At 70.6% G+C, this 17,305-nt stretch carries 14 protein-coding genes; 11 read left to right on the top strand and 3 right to left on the bottom strand.

Translation table 11 applies throughout. From position 1 onward, the window contains the following. Window positions 1-84: 84 nt before the first annotated feature. Both dnaJ and ACIQCZ_RS17000 read left to right on the top strand, forming a co-directional pair. Complete coding sequence (gene dnaJ, locus ACIQCZ_RS17005) at window positions 85-1,269, top strand: molecular chaperone DnaJ (protein WP_376222426.1); 1,185 nt, start codon at window positions 85-87, stop codon at window positions 1,267-1,269. 1 nt (window position 1,270) lies between these two features. Further along, a complete protein-coding gene (locus ACIQCZ_RS17000) occupies window positions 1,271-1,717 on the top strand; it encodes a heat shock protein transcriptional repressor HspR (protein ID WP_093899393.1) in 447 nt (148 codons plus the stop codon). A 289-nt stretch (window positions 1,718-2,006) separates the two neighbouring features. Here ACIQCZ_RS17000 and ACIQCZ_RS16995 read toward each other — a convergent pair whose 3' ends face one another. Further along, window positions 2,007-3,032 carry a helix-turn-helix transcriptional regulator gene (locus tag ACIQCZ_RS16995; protein WP_402283043.1) on the bottom strand — a complete coding sequence of 342 codons (1,026 nt, stop codon included), beginning with the start codon at window positions 3,030-3,032 and terminating at the stop codon, window positions 2,007-2,009. A gap of 83 nt (window positions 3,033-3,115) precedes the next feature. Between ACIQCZ_RS16995 and ACIQCZ_RS16990 the strand changes: the two genes are divergently transcribed. Both ACIQCZ_RS16990 and ACIQCZ_RS16985 read left to right on the top strand, forming a co-directional pair. Beyond that, complete coding sequence (locus ACIQCZ_RS16990) at window positions 3,116-3,463, top strand: 5'-nucleotidase (protein ID WP_402283042.1); 348 nt, start codon at window positions 3,116-3,118, stop codon at window positions 3,461-3,463. After that, complete coding sequence (locus ACIQCZ_RS16985) at window positions 3,460-3,780, top strand: (2Fe-2S)-binding protein (protein ID WP_093899390.1); 321 nt, start codon at window positions 3,460-3,462, stop codon at window positions 3,778-3,780. Before ACIQCZ_RS16990 ends, ACIQCZ_RS16985 begins: the two co-directional genes overlap by 4 nt. A gap of 153 nt (window positions 3,781-3,933) precedes the next feature. Here ACIQCZ_RS16985 and ACIQCZ_RS16980 read toward each other — a convergent pair whose 3' ends face one another. Continuing rightward, window positions 3,934-4,338 carry a pyridoxamine 5'-phosphate oxidase family protein gene (locus ACIQCZ_RS16980; RefSeq protein ID WP_402283040.1) on the bottom strand — a complete coding sequence of 135 codons (405 nt, stop codon included), beginning with the start codon at window positions 4,336-4,338 and terminating at the stop codon, window positions 3,934-3,936. 228 nt (window positions 4,339-4,566) lie between these two features. Between ACIQCZ_RS16980 and clpB the strand changes: the two genes are divergently transcribed. From clpB to ACIQCZ_RS16945, 7 genes are all read left to right on the top strand, one after another. Further along, the gene (clpB, locus tag ACIQCZ_RS16975; protein WP_402283038.1) at window positions 4,567-7,167 is read left to right on the top strand and encodes an ATP-dependent chaperone ClpB; all 2,601 of its coding nucleotides are present in this window, start codon (window positions 4,567-4,569) and stop codon (window positions 7,165-7,167) included. Window positions 7,168-7,724: 557 nt separating this feature from the next. Further along, a complete protein-coding gene (locus tag ACIQCZ_RS16970; protein WP_402283037.1) occupies window positions 7,725-8,990 on the top strand; it encodes an MFS transporter in 1,266 nt (421 codons plus the stop codon). A gap of 71 nt (window positions 8,991-9,061) precedes the next feature. Beyond that, window positions 9,062-9,622: a YbjN domain-containing protein gene (locus tag ACIQCZ_RS16965; protein WP_402283035.1), complete on the top strand. Its 561-nt coding sequence runs from the start codon at window positions 9,062-9,064 to the stop codon at window positions 9,620-9,622. A gap of 379 nt (window positions 9,623-10,001) precedes the next feature. Next, window positions 10,002-10,301: a WXG100 family type VII secretion target gene (locus tag ACIQCZ_RS16960; protein ID WP_376222438.1), complete on the top strand. Its 300-nt coding sequence runs from the start codon at window positions 10,002-10,004 to the stop codon at window positions 10,299-10,301. 66 nt (window positions 10,302-10,367) lie between these two features. After that, entirely contained in the window at window positions 10,368-10,664 is a 297-nt protein-coding gene (locus tag ACIQCZ_RS16955; protein WP_376222440.1) for a hypothetical protein, read from the top strand. A 31-nt stretch (window positions 10,665-10,695) separates the two neighbouring features. After that, window positions 10,696-11,394: a hypothetical protein gene (locus ACIQCZ_RS16950; RefSeq protein WP_402283033.1), complete on the top strand. Its 699-nt coding sequence runs from the start codon at window positions 10,696-10,698 to the stop codon at window positions 11,392-11,394. 10 nt (window positions 11,395-11,404) lie between these two features. Next, window positions 11,405-12,655 (top strand): hypothetical protein, encoded by a 1,251-nt coding sequence (locus tag ACIQCZ_RS16945; protein WP_402283031.1) that lies wholly within the window; start codon window positions 11,405-11,407, stop codon window positions 12,653-12,655. Window positions 12,656-12,810: 155 nt separating this feature from the next. Here the strand turns inward: ACIQCZ_RS16945 and ACIQCZ_RS16940 are convergent, their stop codons facing one another. After that, the gene (locus tag ACIQCZ_RS16940) at window positions 12,811-17,193 is read right to left on the bottom strand and encodes an FtsK/SpoIIIE domain-containing protein (RefSeq protein ID WP_402283543.1); all 4,383 of its coding nucleotides are present in this window, start codon (window positions 17,191-17,193) and stop codon (window positions 12,811-12,813) included. Window positions 17,194-17,305: the final 112 nt, after the last annotated feature.

Raw genomic sequence — 17,305 nt, 5'->3', positions numbered from 1 at the left:
TGACCACCTCGCGGCCCACCGCCCGGCCATGCGACCGCCCACCGGGCCGGTCGCATGGCCGATCGTCCGGAAGGAGGGACGTCGATGAGCACGAAGGACTTCGTCGAGAAGGACTACTACAAGGTCCTCGGCGTCCCCAAGGACGCCACCGACGCCGAGATCAAGAAGGCGTACCGGAAGCTCGCCCGCGAGTTCCACCCGGACGCCAACAAGGGCGACGACAAGGCGGAGGAGCGCTTCAAGGAGATCTCCGAGGCGAACGACATCCTCGGTGACACCAAGAAGCGCAAGGAGTACGACGAGGCGCGCGCCCTCTTCGGCAACGGCGGCTTCAGGGCCGGACCCGGAGGCGCCGGCGGCAACTTCAACTTCGACCTGGGCGACCTCTTCGGAGGGACCCAGGGCGGGGGCTCGGGAGGCGGCGCCGGTGGCTTCGGCGGCGGCGGTCTGGGCGATGTCTTCGGCGGCCTGTTCAACCGGGGCGGCACGGGGACGCGGGTGCAGCCGCGCCGCGGCCAGGACATCGAGTCCGAGGTGACGCTCAGCTTCACCGAGGCGGTCGACGGGGCCACGGTCCCGTTGCGGATGTCCAGCCAGGCGCCCTGCAAGGCGTGCTCCGGCACCGGTGACAAGAACGGCACCCCCAGGGTCTGCCCGACCTGTCTCGGTACCGGCCAGGTGTCGCGCGGCACCGGCGGCGGTTTCTCGCTCACCGATCCCTGTGTGGACTGCAAGGGCCGGGGCCTCATCGCCCAGGACCCCTGCGACGTCTGCAAGGGCAGCGGACGGGCGAAGTCTTCCCGGACCATGCAGGTCAGGATTCCGGCGGGCGTCTCGGACGGCCAGCGGATCCGGCTGCGCGGAAAGGGCGGTCCGGGCGAGCGCGGTGGACCGGCCGGCGATCTGTACGTCGTGGTCCATGTCGACGCCCACCCGGTCTTCGGCCGCAAGGGCGACAACCTCACGGTCACCGTGCCCGTCGACTTCACGGAGGCGGCGCTCGGCGGCGAGGTGAAGGTGCCCACGCTCGGCGGTCCGCCGGTCACTCTGAAACTGCCGGCCGGCACCCCCAACGGGCGCACGATGCGCGCCCGCGGCAAGGGCGCCGTACGCAAGGACGGCACCAGGGGCGACCTGCTGGTCACTGTCGAGGTGACGGTGCCCAGGGACCTCAGCACCGAGGCCAGGGACGCACTGGAGGCCTACCGCAAGGCGACCGCGGGCCACGACCCGCGGGCGGAGCTGTTCCAGGCAGCGAAGGGAGCTTGAGGTGGACGGCCGACGACGCAATCCGTACGAACTGACCGATGAATCACCGGTGTACGTGATCTCGATCGCGGCCCAGCTCTCGGGCCTCCATCCGCAGACACTGCGCCAGTACGACCGTCTCGGTCTGGTCTCCCCCGACCGCACGGCCGGGCGTGGCAGGCGCTACTCGGCCCGGGACATCGAGCTGTTGCGCACCGTGCAGCAGCTGTCGCAGGACGAGGGCATCAACCTCGCCGGCATCAAGCGCATCATCGAACTGGAGAACCAGGTCGCGGCCCTCCAGCAGCGCGTCGCCGAACTCTCGGCGGCCGTGGACGGGGCGGCGGTGGCCATGCAGCAGCGCGAGGCCCAGGTGCACGCCTCCTACCGCCGTGACCTGGTGCCGTATCAGGACGTGCAGCAGACCAGCGCGTTGGTGGTCTGGCGGCCGAAGCGGCCGAAGGACTGAGCGGGTTCGACGCGCCCGCACGACGGGCGAGGCCCGCCACCCGGTGGAGAACGGGTGGCGGGCCTCGCCCGTGTCCGCGGGCGGCCGCACACCGCGTACGTGGTCCTGGACCGGGGGGACGACACCCGTCCGTCGGCGTGAACGGCCGCTGCGACCGGGCACCGTCACCGGACCGGTGTTCCGTGGTTCCCCTCCCGGTCGGGCCCACCAGTGAGAAGGCACGTTTGTGCGGCCCCCGGGGCGCGGCCGCCCGCGTGCCGGGCACGGCTGCCCCGACGCGCGGAGGGCGTCAGAGTGCGTCGCGACCGGTGTCCTGGTCCAGGATTCCCGACTGCGCGATGAGGTAACCGAGTTGGGTGCGGCTGCCGCTGCCGAGTGCGGCATTCAGTTTGGCGATGTGCGCGCGGCAGGTGCGTACGTTCATCCCGAGGCGACGGGCGATGGAGTCGTCGACGTTTCCCTCGACGAGGAGCTGGGCGATGGAGCGCTGGACTCCGCTGATGCCCTTGGGCGCCTGTTCGTACTTGATCTCTTCGAGGAGTGGCTGCGCGCGGGTCCACAACTGCTCGAACACCTTCACCAGATACTCGACCAGTCCGGGGTGGCGCAGTTCCAGGGCGACTTGGCGGTCGTCCTGAGCCGGGATGAAGGCGACCGTCCGGTCGAAGATGATGAGGCGCTCTATGAGTTCTTCGAGGGTCCTGATCTCGACCTTGCCTTCGGCCAGACGTTCCGCGTAGGCAAGGGTTCCAGGGCTGTGCCGGGCCGTGTGCTGGTAGAGCGTGCGGATGCTGACACCGCGGTCCACCACCGAGAGGCCTCGCTCCAGGGCCTCGCTGAGGCGGTCCTCGCTCCGCCCGCCCCCGGGCTGGACGGTGAGGACTTCGGTGCGGCACTCGGCAGTGGCGAGATCCAGTGCCGCGTTGATCCGGTTGACCCCCTCCAGCACCGTGATGGCGTGGGTCGTCGTCGGGTCCTGGGCGCTGATGTCCATGAACGGTTCGAAGGCTTCGGCCAGTTCGACGGAGTGCCGTCGGCGTTCCTGGATCTCGCGCTCTATGGGGTGAAGGCGCTGCGCCAGGGCGGCGGACGGCGGGACCGGACGGAGCCAGTCGGAGTCGTCGGGGTCCGGGTGCAGGAGAGTGAAGTCCATCAGGCAGGGCGCGGAGTCCACTTCGCTGCGAGCGATGCGACCGGAGCGAAGTGCGCTGGCATAGAGGTGTTTTCCGGCGTCGCACAGTTCGGTGATCGCATGAGGATGTGCCTGTTTTGTGTCTCTTGTGGTCATACCTTCACCCCCCAGGTTCCTGAACATGCAAGAACATGATGCATTGACTCGGTGGTGTTAGCGCGCCCAGGTGAGACATCGTCTTAGGTGCGGGGGAGAAGAATCCACAAGTGAGGACGAAGCTGACTATGTATAAGCGAGTGCTTCGCTCGGTGCTTGCCGCCTCGTTCGTCGCGGCTTTGGGCCTTGGAGCAGTGGGTGCCGGCGACATTGCGTGGAACGCCGAGGCGGCAGCCGTGCCGGGTGACATCGCGTGGAGCGTCCAGGCGGCGCCCGCGCCGGGTGACATCGCCTGGGGCGCACCGGCCTCCGTGTCGGGTGACATCGCCTGGGGCACGCCGGCCTCTGCGCCGGACGACATCGCCTGGATCGCCCCGGGTGACATCGCGTGGAACGTCGAGGCGGCGGCCGCGCCCGGTGACATCGCCTGGTCCGAACCGACTCAATCGGGCGCATGACCATCCCGCCGGACGACCGAACCTTCCGGCGCGAGATGGCCACGGCCTACCGATCAGGCTGGCATTTCATCGATCTCGTCACGGCCATCCCCCGCTGTGGCGACTCGCTGATGGTCACTCTGTTCGGCGACCCCATCGTTGTCGCACGTGAAGAAGACGACGAAGTACGCGCCTACCGGTGCCTCCGCAAGCCGCGGGGAGCCCCGCAGCCCGTCCGCTGCGCGATCCGGTACGACATGATCTTCGTCAACCTCGACCGGCGGGACCACCAGCTGTTCGAGCCAGAGACCATCTCCGCCACCCCCCGCAGTGCCTGAGCGATCCCCCGTCGTTACACGTCGCTCAGTCACTCCCCCACACAACGGCGCCATCGTGACCTGAACACGGTGGCGCCGTTGTGCTGCCCGGAGCCCGGAGCCCGGAGCCCGGAGCCCGGAGCCGTGTGCTGCCGGGGGCTCTCGCGGCCTCCCTCACGCCCTGCCGAGCGCCCGGTCCAGGGCGATCTCTATGACGACGCGGTCCGGGTTGGGCGACGGCGTGCGCCCGTAGCGTTCCGCGTAGCGGCGTACCGCGTCGGCGACCACCTCCGGCTCCGTGCGGACCGTCGCGCGGCCCTCCAGCGTCGCCCAGCGGCGCCGGTCGACCTGGCAGACCGCGACCCGGGCGCCGTCCGGACCCGCCGCCAGGACGTTGGCGACCTTCCGCCTGCCCTTGCCGGTGATGATCCGTGCCAGCCCGGCCTCGGGGTCGTACGTCACGCCCACCGGCGCCACGTGCGGCGTGCCGTCGGGACGGAGTGTGGTCAGGGTGCACAGGTGGTGCTCGCGCCAGAACGCGAGGTACTCGGGATCGGGGTTCGTCACGTCGACTGCCATGGCGACAGCGTAGGCAGCGCGAGCCCGCTGCGGTGGCGCGGGCCCGATCCGGCCGGTTGACTCGGGGCGGAAGCGGACTCGGAGGGCCGAGGGCCGGGCGGGGACAGGTGGGAACAGGGACGCCGGACAGGTGTGATGTGAGGTTGAGTGGAATAGACTCAACTTTATACACGTTGACTTAGTCAGTGTTGTGGAGAGACCGGTCGACGCAAGGAGGAGAAAGCGCACGTGGACGCCGAGCTGACCAACAAGAGCCGTGACGCCATCAACGTGGCCACCAGCAGGGCCGTGAAGGACGGGCACCCCGATCTGACCCCCGGGCATCTGCTGCTCGCGCTGCTCGCGGGCGAGGACAACGAGAACATCGTCGATCTGCTCGCCTCCGTCGAGGCCGACCAGCTCGTCGTACGCAGCGAGACCGAGCGGCTGCTGGGTGCGCAGCCCAGCGTCACCGGGTCGACCGTCGCCCCGCCGCAGCCCAACCGCGAGCTGCTCGCCGTCATCGCGGACGCCGCGCAGCGCGCGAAGGAGCTCGGCGACGACTACATCTCCACCGAGCACCTGCTGATCGGCATCGCCGCCGTGGGCGGCCGGGTCGGTGAGATCCTGAGCGATCAGGGGGCCAGTGCGAAGAGGCTGCTGGACGCGTTCGAGAAGAACAGGGGAGGGCGCCGGGTGACCACACCCGACCCGGAGGGCCAGTACAAGGCCCTGGAGAAATTCGGTACGGACTTCACGGCGGCCGCGCGCGAGGGCCGGCTCGACCCGGTCGTCGGACGCGACCAGGAGATCCGCCGCGTCGTCCAGGTCCTGTCCCGCCGCACCAAGAACAACCCCGTGCTCATCGGTGAGCCCGGCGTCGGCAAGACGGCCGTCGTGGAAGGGCTCGCCCAGCGCATCGTCAAGGGCGACGTCCCCGAGTCGCTGCGCAACAAGCGCCTCGTCTCGCTCGACCTCGGCGCGATGGTCGCGGGCGCGAAGTACCGCGGCGAGTTCGAGGAACGGCTCAAGACCGTCCTCTCCGAGATCAAGGAGAGCGACGGGCAGATCATCACCTTCATCGACGAGCTGCACACCGTCGTCGGCGCGGGCGCCGGCGGCGACTCCGCCATGGACGCCGGCAACATGCTCAAGCCGATGCTGGCCCGCGGCGAGCTCCGCATGGTCGGCGCGACGACGCTCGACGAGTACCGCGAGCGGATCGAGAAGGACCCCGCCCTGGAGCGCCGCTTCCAGCAGGTGCTGGTGGCGGAGCCGAGCGTCGAGGACACCATCGCGATCCTGCGTGGTCTCAAGGGCCGTTACGAGGCCCACCACAAGGTTTCCATCGCGGACTCCGCCCTGGTGGCCGCCGCGACCCTGTCCGACCGCTACATCACCTCCCGCTTCCTCCCCGACAAGGCCATCGACCTGGTCGACGAGGCGGCGTCCCGGCTGCGCATGGAGATCGACTCCTCGCCCGTCGAGATCGATGAGCTCCAGCGCGCCGTCGACCGCCTCCACATGGAGGAGCTGGCCCTCAAGAACGAGACCGACCCCGGCTCCAGGCAGCGCCTGGAGAAGCTCCGCCGCGACCTCGCCGACAAGGAGGAGGAGCTGCGCGGCCTCACCGCCCGCTGGGAGAAGGAGAAGCAGGGCCTCAACCGCGTCGGTGAGCTGAAGGAACGCCTCGACGAACTGCACGGCCAGGCCGAACGCGCCCAGCGCGACGGCGACTTCGACACCGCCTCCAAGCTGCTGTACGGGGAGATCCCCGGCCTGGAGCGGGAGCTGGCGGAGGCGTCCGAGGCCGAGCAGGAGGCCGCCAAGGACACGATGGTGAAGGAGGAGGTCGGCCCGGACGACATCGCCGATGTCGTCGGCTCCTGGACCGGCATCCCGGCCGGACGTCTGCTGGAGGGCGAGACCCAGAAGCTGCTCCGCATGGAGGACGAGCTGGGCAAGCGCCTCATCGGGCAGACCGAGGCCGTGCGCGCCGTGTCGGACGCGGTGCGTCGTACCCGCGCCGGAATCGCCGACCCCGACCGGCCCACCGGGTCGTTCCTCTTCCTCGGTCCGACCGGTGTCGGCAAGACGGAGCTCGCGAAGGCGCTCGCCGACTTCCTGTTCGACGACGAGCGGGCCATGGTCCGCATCGACATGAGTGAGTACGGCGAGAAGCACAGCGTGGCGCGGCTCGTCGGCGCTCCGCCCGGATACATCGGCTACGAGGAGGGCGGCCAGCTCACGGAGGCGGTCCGCCGCCGCCCGTACAGCGTGGTGCTGCTGGACGAGGTCGAGAAGGCCCACCCCGAGGTCTTCGACATCCTGCTCCAGGTCCTGGACGACGGCCGGCTCACCGACGGACAGGGCCGGACGGTCGACTTCCGTAACACCATCCTGATCCTGACCTCCAACCTCGGCAGCCAGTTCCTGATGGATCCCCTGGCCGAGCCCGAGGTGAAGAAGGAGCAGGTCCTGGAGGTCGTACGGGCCTCGTTCAAGCCGGAGTTCCTCAACCGGCTCGACGACCTGGTGGTCTTCTCCGCGCTGTCCGGCGACGAGCTCTCGCACATCGCGAAGCTCCAGATCGACCGGCTCGCCGGTCGCCTGGCCGAACGTCGGCTCACCCTCGACGTCACCCCGGCCGCCCTGGCCTGGCTGGCCGAGGAGGGCAACGACCCGGCGTACGGTGCCCGGCCGCTGCGCCGGCTCATCCAGACGTCGATCGGTGACCGGCTCGCGAAGGAGATCCTCGCGGGCGAGGTCAAGGACGGGGACACCGTCCGGGTGGACCGGGTCGGCGACGGCCTGCTCGTCGGGCCCGCGGCCTCGGGGAAGACCTTGTAGACGGCGCACGGCCTAAGGGCTGTCCCGTAACCCCTGGCGGGCGCGCGACGACAGCTACGGCACCTCGCCGCGTTGTCGGAACATCCGCATACATCCAGTATGCGGACGTCCCTCCGCCTTGCGATGCACCGCATCCGACGCCGCGGGCTGATCCGCCAGGGGTTACGGGACAGCCCTTGGTTCGACGTCGTGTCCCCGGCCGGAAGACCACGTGTTCCGGCCGGGGGCAGGGGCTGTTCCGTAGTCGTCTTCGCCGTAGTGCGGTCGACGAAGAATTGCGGCGATTTCGGGAGAACGGAATACCGTCCGCCGTCATCGGTGATCCAGTGTTCAACATCGATATTGAGCCAAACGCTTCGCCTCGCCTCGGGGGATGGGATCGCGTTTCCCTGTTCCGTCCCGGGCCGTATCGCCCGCCTCTGACAAGGGGCGTCCGCTCGGGCTCCCGAAGCGCCCGCCCAGGGGCATGCGAGTAATCAGGACACCTCAGATGGCCCGTCGTGACCTGCCCACAAGGAGGATTAGAGGCCGAATTCGGCAGCCGGTAGCGTGCCCGCATGAACGAGCAGATAGGCGATGAGATAAAACCGGGGCCCAAAAAGCCCAGATCTGACAATCTCTTTCACCTTGGCGAATTCCGTACCCTTTGGACTGCTTATGCTCAGTCGATCCTGGGCGACCAGTTGGCACGCGTGGCCCTGTCGTTGCTCGTGTTCGAACGCACCGACTCGCCAGGATGGACAGCGGCGACATATGCGCTGACCACCCTGCCCGCTCTGCTGTCCGGGGTGCTCCTGTCCGGCCTGGCGGACCGTTTCCCCCGGCGTACGGTCATGATCGGATGCGACCTGGTGCGGATGGTGCTGGTCGGTCTGATGGCCCTGCCCGGGACGCCGTTGCCGCTGCTGGCCGGACTGCTGGTGCTGGCGCAGCTGGCCGAGGCACCCTTCGGCGCCGCGCAGGGCGCACTGCTGCCGACCGTGCTCGGCGAGCAGAGATACGAACGTGGCCAGCGGGTCATGCAGATCACTCACCAGGTCGGACAGCTGGTCGGGTTCGCCGGCGGCGGCGTGCTGGCCGCGTGGCTGGGCAGTCACCTCTCGCTGGGCGTGAACGCGGTGACGTTCCTGCTCTCGGCGATCCTGGTCAGATTCGGCGTAAAGGCCCGCCCCGCGGCGAGTGCCGACGACCGGAAGACGCGGCTCGGTGCCCAGGTCGGCGACGCGGCCGTGCTGATCTGGTCGGACCGCAGGCTGCGGTCGCTGCTCGCGCTGGGCTGGCTGGCGGGGTTCGTCGTCCTCCCGGAAGGGCTGGCCGCCCCCTTCGCGGACGAGGCCGGCGGCGGGGCCTCCTCGGTGGGACTCCTGCTTGCCGCGCATCCGGCGGGAATGGTGCTGGGGGCAGCCCTTCTGGGGCGGGCCCAGGTCGGGGACGAGCGGCGGCGCCGCCTGCTCGGGCCGTTGGCGATCGGCGCGAATCTTCCGCTGCTCGTCTACTGGCTCGGCCCCGGCATAGGGGTGGCCGTACTCCTGTTGCTGGTGTCGGGGGTGTGCTCCGCCTATCAGATCACCGCCGGGGCCACCTTCGTGCTCCTGACCCCGGCCGGCCGGCGTGGCCAGGCGCTGGGGCTCGCACGGTCGGGGCTCATCGCGATGCAGGGGATCGGTGTCGCCCTGGGGGGCCTGGCGGCAGAGCTGTCCGGGTCGTCGGCGAACACCATCGGCGCGTCCGGACTCCTCGGGGTGCTGTGCGCGATCCCGGTCGCCGTCGCCTGGTCACGGGTGCGGGAAGCCGATGCGGGGACGATTCCCCGGAGGGCGTAGACCCTCTGGCGGCGAAACGCGGCTAGGGTCGTCGGCAGGAAACCACGTGCGATCCACAGGAGTACCCAGCGATGTCTATCGATCCGTCCTCGATTCCGAATTTCGGGGGCCAGCCCGAACCGCAGGCGGCAGGACCCGAGGGCCCCGTTGTCCCTGACCAGGACCTCGTCAAGCAGCTCCTCGAACAGATGGAGCTGAAGTACGTCGTCGACGACGAGGGCGACCTCGCGGCGCCGTGGGAGGACTTCCGCACGTACTTCATGTTCCGCGGCGAGGACGAGCAGCAGGTCTTCTCCGTCCGTACGTTCTACGACCGCCCGCACGCCGCGGACCAGCGCCCGGTCCTCCTCGACGCGATCGACGACTGGAACCGCCGCACGCTGTGGCCCAAGGTCTACACGCACACCCACGAGCCCGAGGAGGGATCCGAGGAGACCGAGGTCTCGGTCCGTCTCATCGGTGAGGCGCAGATGCTCATCGGTACGGGCGTCAGCCTGGAGCACTTCGTCTCGTCGACGGTCAGCTGGGTCCGCGCCTCGATCGAGTTCGACAAGTGGCTGCAGGAGCGTCTGGGCCTGACGCCCGCCGAGGAGAAGACGGACGGCGACGAGCCGGCCGCTCCGGACGCCTGAGTCCCGTACGGCAACGACACCCCGGCCCGGGGCGGCGGTCTCCACGACCGCCGCCCCGGGCCGGGCCGCGTTCCGCCCGGGTCCCGGCCCGACCGCCGGCCGCGACGAGGAAGGCCGGCGCGGCGTCGCGAGCCCGCCGGGAACGACGGGACAGGCCCGGGACCGGCAACCGACCTCATCGCAGCCCGTCGCCGAGCAGATCGCGCCTGCGTCGCAGGTCGGCGCGGAAGCCGTCGAAGTACGCGTCCGGCAGACGCAGCGGCCCGCCACTTTCGTCACTGTTCCGCAACAGGCATGAACCGCCCCGCCGGGTGCCCCGTACAGCCCGGTGTGCGCGGCTCAGCGGCCGCGGCGACCCGAGACGAGAGAAGGAACCGACATGGCCGGCGGCAACATCAAGATCAGCCCGGAAGAGATGCGGGAGGCGTCGATCTGGCTGCAGAACCAGAAGGAACTGATGCAGCAGAGCCTCCACGAGGCCAACACCAAGATGGACGAGATGGTCGAGGCGGCCTACGCGACGCCGGGCTCCGAGAGCAAGTTCCGTCCGTTCTGGGAGGAGTACAAGAACGGCACCGAGAAGGCGATCGAGGGCCTGCAGGGCGTCAGCGAGTTCATCAAGCAGGTCGCCGACGCGTTCGTCGACACCGACGACCAGACGTCCGGCGCCATCGGCTGACATGCCCTTGTGTCCGGTCCCGCCCTTCTGCGGCGGGACCGGGCGGCGGCCGGAGAGGAGGAACCGATGACCCGCATCAACGTCCCCATCGAGGACCTGAACGAGACGGTCAAGTCACTTGAGGACATCGGGGAGCGGATCAACAACACCGCGCGGCTCAGCGACGTCGGATCGAAGAGCGACGTGGGCGATTCGAAGCTCGCCGACTCCCTCGCCGACTTCGACCACGCATGGGGCAGGGGCCACGAGAAGGTGCAGGACAACGTGAAGGTCTTCTCCGAGAACACGAAGAAGATCTCCGACGCCTTCACGCAGACGGACGACGAGACCGTCAAGGCGCTGGACGACTCCAAGAAGACCTGACAAGAGCCTGCTGGCAGAAGGGACATGCGTCATGACGCATCCGGTCACGGACCGGGCTACGGGGGCGCCCGCGCACTACAAGATGCGCTACCCCGGCTCCTGGTGGTACCTGGACCTCGACCCGAGCACCCGGGACGCGTCCATCCGCCGCCGTATCGAGCACCAGGCGAAGGGGGTTCCGCAGCTCTCCCGCGAGCGGCTCGACAGCCTGATCCGCGACACCCGCCGGACCGCCCGCGAAGCCTACGCCCGCGGGGCGCTCCAGGCAGCGGGGATGGTCAGATTCCCCGGCGGGGACGCGATGCTCAGCGCCACGTCCGTCGTGCTGCGGATGCCGGTGCCGGACGACCAGTCGGCGGATCTGGCCGAGGTGCTGTTCGGGGCGAGCATGCAGGCCGGGGACCCGCAGAGCAGCGGGTACCCGCCGCGCGAGGTGGATCTGCTGGAGCTTCCGGACGTCGGACCGGTCGGGCGGATCGCCTCGATCGAGGACATCGACTACAAGGGCACGCCGGTGCGTACGGCGCTGCTGCACACGCTGTTCCCGATCCCGAACCGCCGGGAATACCTGCTGGTCTCCAGCTCCACGCCCAATGTGGAGCTCAAGGACCAGTTCTTCGAGGTGTTCGACGCCATCGCGGGGACGGTGCGCTTCGTGGAGGTCAAGAGCAAGGGCACGGCTGTGCCGGCCGCACAGAGCCCGCAGGGCACGGACGAGAACGGAAAGTGAGGGCGCGGCAATGGCGCGGCCAGCGGTGTCCGACTGGGAGACGGTCTTCGGGTTCTCGGACGACCCGACGCCGGGCGATGGGGAGATGCTCGCGAAGCTCGCGGGCCAGTACCGGTCCGTCGCCGACGACGCGGACCAGGCGCTCCCCATCGTCAGCGGCCTGAAGAACAGCCAGCTCGGCGAGGGCAAGGCCATGGACAAACTCCGGAACAAGCTCGGGGACCTGGCCAATCAGGTGGAGAAGCTGCACAGTTCGTACGACAAGGCGGCCCGCGCGCTGGACACGTACTCCGAGCAGCTGGGGGACCATCAGCGCAAGGCGGACAACGCCCTGGTCGAAGGGCGGGACGCCAAGGAGCGGCTGCAGCGGGCCACCGATGCCGCCGCCGCGGCGGGGTCCGTGATCAGTGGCCTGGACGCGGCGGAGCCGCCCCCGCCGGACGACGAGGCGGCCCGGCGCAGTGCGCGGCTGGCCATGGAGGACGCCCGGAACGACCAGGCCGCGGCGCAGGGGGACGCCGACAGCGCCCAACGGGATCTCGACGCCGCCCGCATGCTCGCCGAGGACGCGCGGGAGCTGCGCGAGATGGACGCCTCGACGGCGGCCCGCGCCCTGGACGAAGCGACGAGCGAGGCGGTCCCGGGCAAGAGCCTGTGGGAGAAGATCAAGGACATCTTCAAGAAGGTGCTCGGCTTCATCAGCGCCGCCCTGGGCATCATCGCCATGCTCATCCCCGGACTGCAGGGCCTGGGGCTCATCCTGACGATCGCCAGCCTGGTCACCGCTGCCATCCCCTTCATCATGAATATCGTCGACAGTATTCAGTCGGGCGAGTGGGATGTGCTCGACATGGTCCTCAGCGGTCTGGGGCTGGTGCTCGGCGGCATCGGCCTGATCAAGATCGCCAATCTGGGCGGGATCGCGAACACCCTCAAATCCGTCACGAACGACCTCAAGGCGATCCAGCTCAACATCAAGAGCGTGGTCCCCACCATCAAGGCGTTCACCGGGTTCAAGAACCCGGGCGACCTGGTCGCGAACCTGCTGAAGAACATCCCCGGTGGCGTGTGGAAGACACCGGACATCCTGAAGCAGCTGCCGGACATCACCAACATCTGGACGAAGACGGCGGGGTGGATCGACCAGAGCTCGAACCTCATCGGACTGGGCGGCCTCGCCTGGGCGATCAACGGCGCCATCCCCAACGGGTCGACGAGCACGATCAAGCACGACCCCAGCTATGTGGAGGGATCGACCTGATCCGGGCCGCGTCCTGTCATGCGTGAGGGCTCCCGCCCCGGCCGTCGCCGGGGCGGGAGCCCTCCGGGCCCGCCGGGTGACCTCCGATCAGAGGTCGTCCGGCAGGCTCTCGGCCGGGGGCCTCACAGCCGGTGCCAAAACCCCCGCACGGGCGCTCAGCTCGCGGCCGGCGGAAGCACCGTCTCCGGGACCTGGACGGTGCGCAGCACGCCGTCGCCCAGGTGCAGGATCGCCCGCCCCGGGCGGGTCGCCCCCAGGCGGCTGCGGGGCACCTTGACGCCGATCAGTTCGCCGTCGCTCATGTTCTGCGGCTTCAGCAGCAGACCGCACCGGTTGCGGCGGGCCTCGGCGTGCCAGCCGGAGAAGCCGGAGGAGAGCCGCTCGGTCTGCCCGGAGATCACCAGGCCCCGGCCGTTCTCGGCACCGGACTTGGCGATCCGGGTGAGGACGGACTCGGCCTTCGTCTTCAGCAGCAGGTCGGCGTCGTCCAGGATCACCACGGCCCCCTGCGGCGAGGACGCCAGCGCCTCCTCCAGCGCGGTCGGGTCGATGTCGGACTCGTCGAAGACCGCGAGCACCCCGGGCCGTCCGACGAGTTGGCGCAGCTGCGACCTGGCGGGCGCGCCGACGACGATCGGCGTCCCGGTCGACAGCAGCGACAGTGCCAGCGTCGCCAGGACGGTGCTGCGGCCGGAGCGGGCGGGCCCGGCGACGAGGAAGGTCGACGTGATGGCGAAGTCCGGCCCGGACGCGATGAGTTCGTCGCCGCCGACACCGGACAGGGCCCACCGTGCGGACGGCAGCGGCTGCGGCAGGTAGCGGATCGCCTCCTCCCAGGTGAGCCGGTCCGGCAGGGTGTCGACGCGGAACGGCCGGGTGGAGTCCGGCAGCTGGGCCGCCCGCTCGCGACAGTACTCGGCGATCTGCTGGAGCGCGGCGGCCTGCGCCTGGCCCTCCGGGTTGTCTGTGAGGAGTGCGATCTGCACCTCCGCCTTGTCGGCGGCACGGAACGCGCGGCCCGGCGGGATCTCGTCGGGCACGTTGCGCTGGGTGATGCCGATCATCCCGTACTCGGACTTCTCGTTCAGCTTCAGCACGAGCTTGTCCTCGGTGGAGCCGTTGACCCGGCTGGAGAACAGCGCCCGGTCACCGGTCATCACCAGGTGGATGCCGACGCTCGCGCCGTCCCGGAGCAGGGTCAGCACGGAGCTCAGCAGGTTCCCGGAGTCGTACTCGCCGAGCTGCTTGTCGAAGACCTCCCACCGGTCGATGAACAGCACGATGTGCGGCGGCCGTTCGGCCTCCGGCAGGGCGCGGCGGAGCTCCGGCAGGTCGGCGCTGCCGCGGGAGGCGAGCATCTCCTGGCGCCTGGTCAGTTCCCCGGACAGCCGGGCGAGCAGCCGGGCCACCCGGTCGGGCTGGGTGCGCTGGGTGATGGCCCCGCAGTGCGGCAGCCTCTCGATGGGCAGCAGCGCGCCGTTGCCGCAGTCGATGCCGTACATGTGCAGCCGGTCCGCGGAATGGGCGGAGGCCAGGGTGCCTGCGATGGTGCGTAGTGTCTGCGACCTGCCCTGCCGGGGCGAGCCGATGATGTGCAGGTGCCCGAGCGTCGCCGGGTCGATCACCAGGGGCAGCCGGGCCTGTTGTGCGGGCAGGTCCACCACGCCGTACGCGACGGGCGCGAGGTCGTAGTCCGAGGGCGGCGGCGCCGGCAGTTCACCGGTGACCAGGACCTCGGGCAGCGGCGGGAGCCAGGGGCTGTGCTGTGCGGGGATGCCCATCTCCCGGTCCGCTTCACGGATCGCCGTGACGAGCCCGGTGAGGTCGGTCTCCACCTCGGCGGGTACGGCCGCGGCGCGGGGCCGCGCCGGGAGCGGCTCGCCGAGCCGTTCCCAGCCGACCGTCACCGCCCAGGGTGCCGGCAGCGAGGTCGCCGCGGCACCGGGCCGACGGCCGCCGACCCGTCCGGACTGGAACGGCACGAGGGAGTTCTGGCCCAGGCGCACATAGGCGCGACCGGGAGTGCTCTGTGAGATCCCGGCGGCCTCGGGAGAGTTGAGGACGTCCGTGCTCTCGCCGGCGTCCGTCACCCGCAGCGCGATGCGCAGGTTGGTGTTGGCGCGGATCTCCGAGGAGACGACGCCGCTGGGGCGCTGCGTCGCCAGGATCAGGTGGATGCCGAGGCTGCGGCCCCGCTGGGCGATGTTGACCAGACCCTTCACGAAGTCCGGCAGGTCGCGCACCATCGAGGCGAACTCGTCGATGACGATGAGCAGCCGGGGCATCGGCGCGCGGCCCGCCGGGTTGCGCTCCAGCAGCTCGACGTAGTCCTCGATGTCCTTGGCGCCGGCCGCGGCGAGGATGTGCTCGCGCCGGGTGAGTTCCGCCGTCAGCGACACCAGGGCCCGCTCGACGAGGTGGGCGTCGAGGTCGGTGACCATGCCGACGGTGTGCGGCAGGTCGACGCAGTCCTTGAACGCGGAGCCGCCCTTGTAGTCGACCAGGACGAACGTCATCGCGTCCGGACGGTTCGCCACCGCGAGCGAGGCGACCAGCGTCTGGAGGAGTTCGGACTTGCCGGAGCCGGTGGTGCCGGCGACCAGCCCGTGCGGGCCGTCGCGCCGCAGGTCCAGGTGGAACGGGCCGTCCAGGGAGACGCCGACGGCCGCCCGGGTCGAGCGGCCCCCGGCCGCCCAGCGCGCCCGGATGCCGGCGGCCTGCGGCGGGTCGAGGGCGAGGACGTCGAGCAGCCGCGCGGAGCCGGGAAGCACCGCGGCCTCCTCGTCGGCCCCGCCCGGGTCCCGCAGCGGGCCCATCGCGCGGGCCAGCGAACGGCACCAGTCCACGGACACCGCGTCGGGCCGGATGCCCCCGACGGTGCCCCTCCCGGAGCGTCCCACCCGTACGGTTCCGCCGGGCTCCTCGGCGACGACGGCGTGGCACTCCTCGGGCAGCAGCCGCTCCTCGGCGTCCAGGCAGATCGCGCGGACGCCGACGGCCGGTCCGTCGCGCAGGATCTGCGCCACGCCGGGCAGCGAACGCAGCCTGCGGGCTCCGTCGAGGATGACGAGCACGTCGGGCCCGGCGGGCCGGCTCCGCCGGTCCTGCCGCCCGGCGCGCTCGACGATCAGTGCGGTGAGTTCGGCGACCCGCCGGGCGCAGGTCTCCGTGCCGTAGCCGATGTTGGCCGGGGTGTCGCCGGACTTCTTGCGCACATGAGGCAGCCAGCGCAGCCAGGACCAGCCGTCCCGGCCCTGTTCGCCGGTCGTCAGCAGATGGATCTGGAGGTCACGGGGGCTGTGCAGGACGGCGGCCTGCGCGATCGCCCAGCGCGCCACGGCGCGCGCGGTCGGGCCCTCGCCGGCGATGCCCAGGACGTCGTGCTCCCGCAGCGGAACGGTCACCGGGACGTCGTACGCGGTCCGCGGGTCCTCGCGGCGGTGTTCGTCCTTCGTCGGGTCCTGGAGCACCACGTCGGAGGCCAGATCGGCGGTTCCGATGCGCAGTTCGAGGAAGTCGGCGTCGGAGGTGCGGCGTTCCCACAGGCGGCGCCGGGGGCCGACGGCGGTCAGGACGACCTCGGCCGGGTCCGGGAAACCGCGGCGCCGGGCGGTGCGTTCGGCCGCCAGGGCCTTCGCCGCGTCACCCTCGATGCGTGCCTTCTTCTCCTCGTAGGCGGCGACACTGTCGGAGTGGGTCTGGCGCCCGCTGCGCCGGTTCATCAGATAGTTGCCGAGGATCGCGACCGGGGACAGCAGCCCGAACAGCAGCATCGACATACGGCCGAACACCAGCGCCCCGGCCCCCGCCATCACCAGCGGGGCCGCCGCGGTGATCCACGGGAGCGGCCGGGCGGCGGGCTGGGCGGGCGGGGAGGGCAGGGTGAAGCGGGTGGCGTTCTCGGCCGGCCGCAGCCGCGGCGGCCGGTTGTAGTCCCAGCCGGTGCCGTCCTCCGACGGCTGCACGGCCGCGTCCGGCTTCTGCGGGAGGGCGAGTTCGAGCAGGCTGTCCCCGACGAGGAGCTGTGCGCCGGCCGGCCAGGTGGTCGCCTCGGCGAGATCCTCGCGGTCCAGTTGCAGGGTGCCGCCGTCCGGCGCGGAGGCGTCGGGCGTGATACGGCAGCGTCCTTGGGGCCCCACCGCCAGGACGGCGAACGGACGGTCCGGTACGGCGCGCAGCACCTGGGCGGTCCCGTCGTGGGCCAGCCCGATCCGGTACTCGCCCATGTCGAGCCGGTGCACGGCGCCCGCGCCGGTCCCGCCGACCGCACGGACCTCCACCAGCCCGTCCGGTTCGGCCGACTCGGTGCCCGCCGGGCGGCCCAGGCCCACGATGGCCGCGTGGTGCAGCGGCGCGTCCCGCAGCCGCATATCGGCGGGCAGCAGCCGGTTGCCGGCATACAGGCCGAGGCCCTCCGGGGGCGGGTGGATGCCTCCAGCCCCGGCCAGCGCCTCCGCGACAGCGCGCACAGGCGTGTCGGGATCGGCGTCGAGGTGGACGTCGAACGCGTCACCGCCCTCCTCGACCACGGTCAACATCAACGACACGAGAACGTCCTCCAGCCGGCGTGAATGGGGGGCCTCGGCAGCCGCGCTCGGCGGCTGCCGTGCCACTGACGGGACTTACGGCGCACGTCGGCGGATGGTTCAC

Origin of the sequence: Streptomyces sp. NPDC093149 (assembly GCF_044754145.1) — a bacterium.
Classification (GTDB): Bacteria; Actinomycetota; Actinomycetes; order Streptomycetales; family Streptomycetaceae; genus Streptomyces.
This window is presented reverse-complemented; position numbering and strand designations above follow the sequence as displayed.